The sequence below is a fragment of the Vibrio sp. 1562 genome (genome assembly GCF_033340155.1).
In the GTDB taxonomy this organism is placed as follows: Bacteria; Pseudomonadota; Gammaproteobacteria; order Enterobacterales; family Vibrionaceae; genus Vibrio; species Vibrio alginolyticus.
In genome coordinates this window covers 1-626 of the sequence record NZ_JAWOVY010000482.1, presented here as the reverse complement: position 1 = coordinate 626, position 626 = coordinate 1, and the positions used below count along the sequence as shown (strand labels likewise).

Genomic DNA, 626 nt, shown 5'->3' with positions numbered 1-626 from the left:
GTTGAAACCAGAAGTTTAAGCCCATTCATCAAGTTGATGTCTTGATGGCCCGCCACAACGAGGTAACTCAGAACAATCACACCTAATCCGGCATTAAAAAATCCGCCGTATGCTGAAACGCCCACCAACAACAAACTCAATGCGATTAAGCCTAAAACGCCAGCGTGTTTATGTTCTCTGGTGATGGATTTGATGATCATTGTTAACCGCGAACCTGTAAGAAATAGCACCGTAGCAAACAAAAGTAGCCAAGGAATGGCTTCCAAAAACAGTGATTCTGGCGTGTTGAGAAGAAGATACGCGCCAACTGCGCCACCGACTAAGCTGAACGAAACGGTGAATAGCAGTTCTTGTTTGTTTTTCAAAATTTCTTCACGAAAGCCCACGGCACCGCTTATGTATCCCGCGCACGCCGCGTAAGTGTTGGTGGCGTTAGCCATGATGGGCGGCACGCCAACCGCCATTAGGGCGGGGAAGGTGATAAAACTCCCACCTCCTGCTATCGAATTCATGATTCCACCTAGCACGCCTGCAGCAAACAACAGAGCCAATTCCAGCAGCATAAACAATCCTTGTTATGTTCTTATTGGTTATTAGAGTCTTAGATTTTGAGAACGCATGTTCTA

Annotated in this window: 1 protein-coding gene; it reads right to left on the bottom strand. The window is 46.5% G+C overall.

What is annotated here, in order from left to right; translation table 11 throughout:
* A partial coding sequence (locus R7Z49_RS25955; protein WP_318112547.1) for a sulfite exporter TauE/SafE family protein occupies positions 1 to 563 on the bottom strand: 563 nt, incomplete at its 3' end.
* Positions 564 to 626: the final 63 nt, after the last annotated feature.